Genomic DNA, 6,292 nt, shown 5'->3' on the forward strand with positions numbered 1-6,292 from the left:
AACGTAATTAATGGAGACTGTATGAATCCATTATCTGCATAGGAGTAGAAATGACAATTTTACTTTGTATATTCATTCCCGCTGTTTTTTACGGCAGCTTCCCTGTTCAGGAGCCTTATCTGGAAATAGTGGGTTTTTCAGAAGATGGATGTCACCTGGCCTATACATTAACAGGTGAATATGAGGGCAGTGCGTTTCCCTATTGTGAAATTTATATACTTGATCTGGAAACCGGTGATGTTACCGAAACTTTCTTCGGTGTTGACGAAACTCAATCGATCTCCTGCAGTCTATTAATGGACAATCTCATCACCTCCCATGAAGAAGATTTCACCGAATATGGAATTGCATTTGGAGATCACGGAGTTCTTCTGGAATTTCCTCCGCTGGATTCTCCTCCAGATGCTGAAATAGTTAGTTTTATCGTACACGGTGATGTTGTCGGCTTTCCTGAGGGTCTTTACTCCCTTGACCTCTTCCAGATTACGACAGACAGCCTCACAGAGTACTACGAGATGAATCCATCCTTCTGCGTTCTTAATCTTACCAGGGCTGAAAACAGCATTTCTTCAAATCTTCTTGACAGTAGCATTTCACCCCTGATTGAATATACGGTATACCGTTACCGCCAGAATGGATTTCTTCTTCATCCATCAGGCTATTTTGTTGTCTTTATCGCATGCACGGTTGAAGGCTTTGAGATTCCAGAAACTGTGATCATCCCCCTGGTTTTCTCTTTTACATCCAATGATGGCACTTGCGAGTTGATGTAAACATATGTATACTACTTCCTGAGGTAATAACTCCTCAGAAACATCAACCCGCTTCGGAAAGGAGCCAGAACATGGAAGCAAAAACATTAACACTCGAACCTATGAAGGTTCTGAGCGTCAAGCACCGAGGGTCATACTTCAAGATTGATACTGCGTTCAGAAAACTTGCCGCCTTCGTAGAGGAACAGGGTATCGAAGTATCGGATGCCAGGTGGCTGGGTGTTTACTTCGACGATCCGGAATCGGTTCCCGAAGAGGAACTCAGGTCCAAGGCATGTGTAACAATCAAGAATGATATCGAACTTCCGGAAAACAGCGACATCAGCATCGGTGAAATTCCGGGTGGTCTTTATGCCGCCACCAGACACTCCGGTTCCTACAAAGGTTTAGGACAATCATGGGGTGAACTGTACGGAGCATGGATCCCGCAAAACGGATTCAAACCGGGAAACACTCCCTGCTTTGAGATTTACATCAAGGGTCATGAGGAGACCGAGGAAGAATCCGAATTTCTCACAGATCTTTACGCACCTGTCGAGCCTGTGTAGCAAAATCAGTAATGTAATCAGAGCCGGAGGAATGCATCTACTTCGAGGTTTCTCCGGCTTGCGTGATCCACGAGTTCCTCCAGGGCCTCATTAAATTCATCAGTACACTCAAGCAGCGAATAACCTTCTAGCTCACCGTTCTCCCCTATAACAAACTGGCTAATCATATCGTGGAAATGCAGGTAACTGTCCTTCATATCTTCAGGATCGAATGCGGTCTCCAGCACATGCTCCAGATTCTCCATGTACTTTTCCCTGTAGACCGGGTCGTCCATGAAATACCGTATCAGAGGCCAGTTCCGGTTCACATCCTCCAGATCAAGTGTCAGCACCGGCATTAGACCTTTATCCGATCGGAGGGCCATGTTGTTATCCCACGGTATCCAGGTAAGCAGGCCGGTAGCCGGGTCATTGTAAAGGTAGTAGTTGTGTGGAGACCTTCCGTAAGTATCCCAGTTCTGTACGATCACATTTGCAGCCAGCCACAGAAGGAACCCGTCCACGTCGAATAGGCTCTCCAGATCCCGCCTCCAGGCAGGTGTGTCGATAGTCCGCAGGTCCGAGTGGAGTACATCGAATAAGCGGAGTATGTCGTTCCAGTCTCCCTCCTCCCTGTTGGTCTCCTTATCGAAAGCTACTTCGTTAAAGGAATTCTCCGCAAAGGTTGCTCCCCGCCCCTCAGGCTTGTAAACATTACCACCGTCATCGGTGAACTGCTCCTCTATAACAGTGTCGTCAACCACCTCGACCATTGTGTACAGTCCGAAATAAACCGGGCCGCCGCCATTATCGACATAGATCCTGTAAAAGGCAGTGTGAGGTGCAGGTACACCGGCTGCCCTGAAGATATCAGCAGTCACTTTCTCCCTGAGCAGAGAGGAATCCATGAAGTTGCTTGAAAGAGTCAACTGCCGGAAACCAAAGAATCTCTGGTCTCTTACCTCCGGGAAATCACTCTCGAACTCGTCAAAATCCAGCTTCATGGGAAGCTTCATAACACCTTCTCCCCATGTAAAGGCAAGAGACGAGTTACCCTTGAAGCGGACACCTACATGTGTCCATTCCATACCGTTGAACAGGATGGTGGCCTGCACCCAGACAGGGTTGCGGTCTCCTCCAATACTCAATCCGTGACCACCGGCGCCTCCCGGACCGGCCCCGGCCGGGAAGGGCATCCCTTGTGGAGGTAAAGGTGCATTACCTAAACCATGAGGGGGGCCATCCGGCGGACGAGGTGGAGGTGATCCATCCCCCTCAATCGAATGCGCCATCTCGCCGAACTCGCCGCATAGTTCAGTCATATCATCCATCATGATCTGCCATTCCTCCGGATCGAAGACGATGTCCAGCCTGCTTACCGAATCCTGAGAAAAGACCAGGTCATAATCCGGTCTGGCGGTTCTGCCATGGCTTATCTCCGTCCACGCCCCCGGGCGGGTGACCTCTTCCTCCCCAGCATCGCCCTCAGCGATAGCAGTCGAAAAAGAGAGAAGCAGGGTCATTACTGTCAGTGTCAGTACATCACGCATATGTCTTATGATGAATCCTTCAATGATGTTGAGACTCCTTACCGATTCGAGTACGTAAACCAGGTTAATAGATTAAGAAGTAATATCGCCTCAAGTAACAGCGAATACTAAGGTTTCTGATCCGTAATTTGAGTTGAATGAGATGTATATTCAGTTTTACTGGATTTGATTTGCTGGAGATTCCCATAACCTTTGAATTTATATAATGCTATCTTTTTGTTAAACTCATAGAGCGAGCTGAGTTCTTTAAGCACTCTATCTATTCGTTTCACTCTTCCCTTTCTCAAGCATTCTGATATCTACCTGATCCTGATCAGAATTCCTCTTACGTTTCATCCAGATAAGATCTTCAATTGATGCAACTCGCACCGTTCCATATTCCGATTCTGCATCTAAAGTATTCCGAATAATCTGTTGAGTTCGTTCACTATTAGCTGTTAGAACATCCAACTGTAAATGGTCATTTTCCACAATCTTAATAAATCTATGCAAAGTTATATCAGCATTCTCAAAAGTCCAGGGAGTTGCAGATACAAAGAAATCAATTTTTGAAAGAACATCAGTAAAGATATCTATATCGTCCTGGATCAACAGTAAATCGATGTCTTTTGTGAATCGGGGTTGATCATGAAATGCAAGTGCAACGCCACCGACTAAAGCATATTCCAAGTTATTAGCTTCAATAGCCTTTACGATCTTCCTGAATTCTTCAAATATGTTCATGCTTCACTCCGGTTGAATAGTAGATACTACATTCATCGGGAACCTCTTCGCTCAACTACTATCATGTGCAAACCAATTACGTCAATGGAGATCATAACTCTGTCAATGGTATGGAGCCAGATAGAAAAACCGAAAACAGTGATTTCTTTCGACCTTCGTTCTGTTTGGTACCCCTAATGATTTCTTGTTGGAAACCTTTTCTTGAATGGATCACAAGTGTCGCTGAGCTGCAGAAAGCCTTTGCAGCGTGATCTAACGACCTCGATTCACTCTGATTTCAAAACATATTTAGCTCGATAATCACCTGCCAAATATGATTGGTACTGGGTTTTACAGACTAAATTATCAAGGTTTAATCAATAGTCAGTATCCCCTATGGGTCTTATGGAATCAGTTAAAGGTTATCTGGCTGATCTTTCAAAACCAAGGATATGAATGAAGCAGCCGTCATTATAGATTAGACGGCTACCGTCACTGGACAGAGCACGTAAATCTCTGATTGAAGATTGTGACATGTAAGTTCCACCAGTTCTAAAAGCAGATCTGTCATGCGCAAGTCGCTTAGCATTAATCCATACGAATTCACCTGAATTCGATCTCAAGGCAATACGTGCTCCTTCATGAGAATGCCCGTCAAGGAGAATAGTTCCGTCATCGTTCAGAATTCCTATTTTGAATAAACTCGTGAAACTAGTACCTGATGTGAACGTATCGATCAACTCACCGATTGCAGCTGATCTTATCTCACAATCTATCCAGCCTGGCGACCAACCGATTAAATTACCACCAGGTGATACTGCAGTTCCTCCGCACTGATCGGCTTCCAAATGCCATCGAAGCGAACCGTCTGACAGATTCCAAACTGAAATGCCGTAATTGTTAGCTGTTGCGGCAAGCACTGTTAGTGAAGAATCGGCTTTGAAGTTACCAAGATAAACAGGCCCCAACATAGGTTCGCTGTATTCGACAAAACCTTCTCTATTAATCTGAAATAATGTGCATTCCTCATTAAAAATACCTTTAGCGAAAAACCTGCTCCCGTCTGATGAGCGAAGGCGAACACGATTATGTCCATCTAAAAAACGAACTCCATTGTAAGAACGAACATTGGTCAGTTCAAGCTGTTCATTGAAATACTTCATTGAATCAGTGTACAACGATACTATTGTCCCATCATCAGCTGGATGATATGACCACATTTGAGAGACCGTAATAATACATACACTGTTCTGCCTTCCGGTGGTTGAATAATCCTGACTTTCTTTCGTTTCATTCCGAAAACGTCTTACTTCTCCGTTAACAGTATCAAGCAGAATTGCATGATCCCTGCTATGAATATCCTCGCTGGCATCGGATAAGAATAAAAACCTTCCTCTTGGTGAAAAATCCACTCGATATATTGCCGTATCAAGGTCATATTCTATTGGCTCAAAACCTTCGATAAGAACTACAATCTTTTTATTGAAAGCCAGTATAATTCTCCAGGTTTCCCCTTCTTCCGTCTGGTCGAAGTATGCCCTTCCATCCACATATCCGTAATTTCTAAGATCTTCAAAACCGTAATCCGCCGGATCAACCAATTCTCGATGCACAGTGTAATCAGGAGATACCCATTCGTCGGTAATTGTGGCATGCAGATCTGTGATTCCAGGATCAACGTCGGAAGCATTGATCGAATCAATGGAAGAATCAAGTGAAATATCAAGATTTAAAGTAGCTTCTGCACCGCTGAAAAGAACATTGTACGGTAGCTGGAAAATCCTGTCACCCAGGAAAGGCAGGTTCCAGTACATCGGATAATGGGTTATATCAATATAGGCTTCGTATGTATCATTCGAAATCCTGTTCACTCTATAACAAGTGTGTCTTGAATATAGTGTTAGTCCATTTAGATCGTGGTTTCCACTATCTGAAAACTCAACCGTAAGTTTACGAATATTCTCAGGATCAGACACCAACCAGTCATCACCTGACCCACAAACTCGCTCAAACTCCTGGTACACTCTAACAGTGTCTCCAGCTGCAAGATACAACCAGCGACGAGTAAGCATAGGCTGCATATCCACTACTGGAATTATTAGGCAGTAATACCCTGGGGTAGCTGAGAAGGAATATTCTCCTAGTCCTTCCAGGGACATCTCAGTCTTATTTCCCAAAGTGTCCCTTAGAATAACCGAAGTATATACCCCAACACCATATGTATCATACATGGATAGATGCAAATGTCCGTTCGGTTCTGATTGGTTGGCCGAAATTTCAGACGATAAAATAAGTAGAATAAATATAAACACACCGAAAAGGAGATAATTTCTGTCATCCATGCTGTTCTCGCATACCTCTATTAGTGTATTGAAACATGATCGTATATATTATCTATATTAAATGTGTATGACAATGTCAGCGATGAGTGTTTCTGAAATCTGGTACCCCATAGTGGAGGTATTTCGAACTGTTGCCATGGCTCGGAATAAGTTCTAAACTCTGAATTTTTGTACCCTGTAGTGGACACACTTAGAACTTTGGTACCCCGAAGTGTACACTCTTAGAACTATTATCATTGCTGGAATATGAGTTCTACTATGTAGCCTTCGTTTGTTGTTTTAATGGTGGGTGGCACTGTTTTGGTACCCCCAACGGTATTCGAACTCTCGTTTGTCAAACGATGATTTCGTCTCCAATTAGACGGGATCGAGGGTATCACGAATGGAAACTGACTATG

5 protein-coding genes are annotated in these 6,292 nt (G+C 44.1%); 2 read left to right on the forward strand and 3 right to left on the reverse strand.

The window, feature by feature from the left end; translation table 11 throughout:
* Nucleotides 1-50: 50 nt before the first annotated feature.
* Together K8R76_08630 and K8R76_08635 are read left to right on the forward strand one after the other, a co-directional pair.
* A complete protein-coding gene (locus tag K8R76_08630) occupies nucleotides 51-773 on the forward strand; it encodes a DUF2259 domain-containing protein (GenBank protein MCD4848241.1) in 723 nt (240 codons plus the stop codon).
* 71 nt (nucleotides 774-844) lie between these two features.
* Nucleotides 845-1,321, forward strand: a complete 477-nt coding sequence (locus K8R76_08635; GenBank protein MCD4848242.1) for a GyrI-like domain-containing protein — start codon at nucleotides 845-847, stop codon at nucleotides 1,319-1,321.
* Nucleotides 1,322-1,338: 17 nt separating this feature from the next.
* Here K8R76_08635 and K8R76_08640 read toward each other — a convergent pair whose 3' ends face one another.
* The 3 genes from K8R76_08640 to K8R76_08650 form a co-directional block, all read right to left on the reverse strand.
* Nucleotides 1,339-2,850 carry a CotH kinase family protein gene (locus tag K8R76_08640; GenBank protein MCD4848243.1) on the reverse strand — a complete coding sequence of 504 codons (1,512 nt, stop codon included), beginning with the start codon at nucleotides 2,848-2,850 and terminating at the stop codon, nucleotides 1,339-1,341.
* 255 nt (nucleotides 2,851-3,105) lie between these two features.
* Nucleotides 3,106-3,573 (reverse strand): nucleotidyl transferase AbiEii/AbiGii toxin family protein, encoded by a 468-nt coding sequence (locus tag K8R76_08645; GenBank protein ID MCD4848244.1) that lies wholly within the window; start codon nucleotides 3,571-3,573, stop codon nucleotides 3,106-3,108.
* Nucleotides 3,574-3,974: 401 nt separating this feature from the next.
* Complete coding sequence (locus K8R76_08650) at nucleotides 3,975-5,624, reverse strand: hypothetical protein (protein MCD4848245.1); 1,650 nt, start codon at nucleotides 5,622-5,624, stop codon at nucleotides 3,975-3,977.
* Nucleotides 5,625-6,292 lie beyond the last annotated feature (668 nt).

The organism is Candidatus Aegiribacteria sp., assembly GCA_021108435.1.
Classification (GTDB): Bacteria; Fermentibacterota; Fermentibacteria; order Fermentibacterales; family JCC-6; genus Aegiribacteria.

Coding starts and splice junctions, on each gene's coding strand:
- K8R76_08630 (MCD4848241.1), top strand. CDS start 51: ATGACAATTTTACTTTGTATATTCATTCCCGCTGTTTTTTACGGCAGC.
- K8R76_08635 (MCD4848242.1), top strand. CDS start 845: ATGGAAGCAAAAACATTAACACTCGAACCTATGAAGGTTCTGAGCGTC.
- K8R76_08640 (MCD4848243.1), bottom strand. CDS start 2,850: ATGCGTGATGTACTGACACTGACAGTAATGACCCTGCTTCTCTCTTTT.
- K8R76_08645 (MCD4848244.1), bottom strand. CDS start 3,573: ATGAACATATTTGAAGAATTCAGGAAGATCGTAAAGGCTATTGAAGCT.
- K8R76_08650 (MCD4848245.1), bottom strand. CDS start 5,624: ATGCTTACTCGTCGCTGGTTGTATCTTGCAGCTGGAGACACTGTTAGA.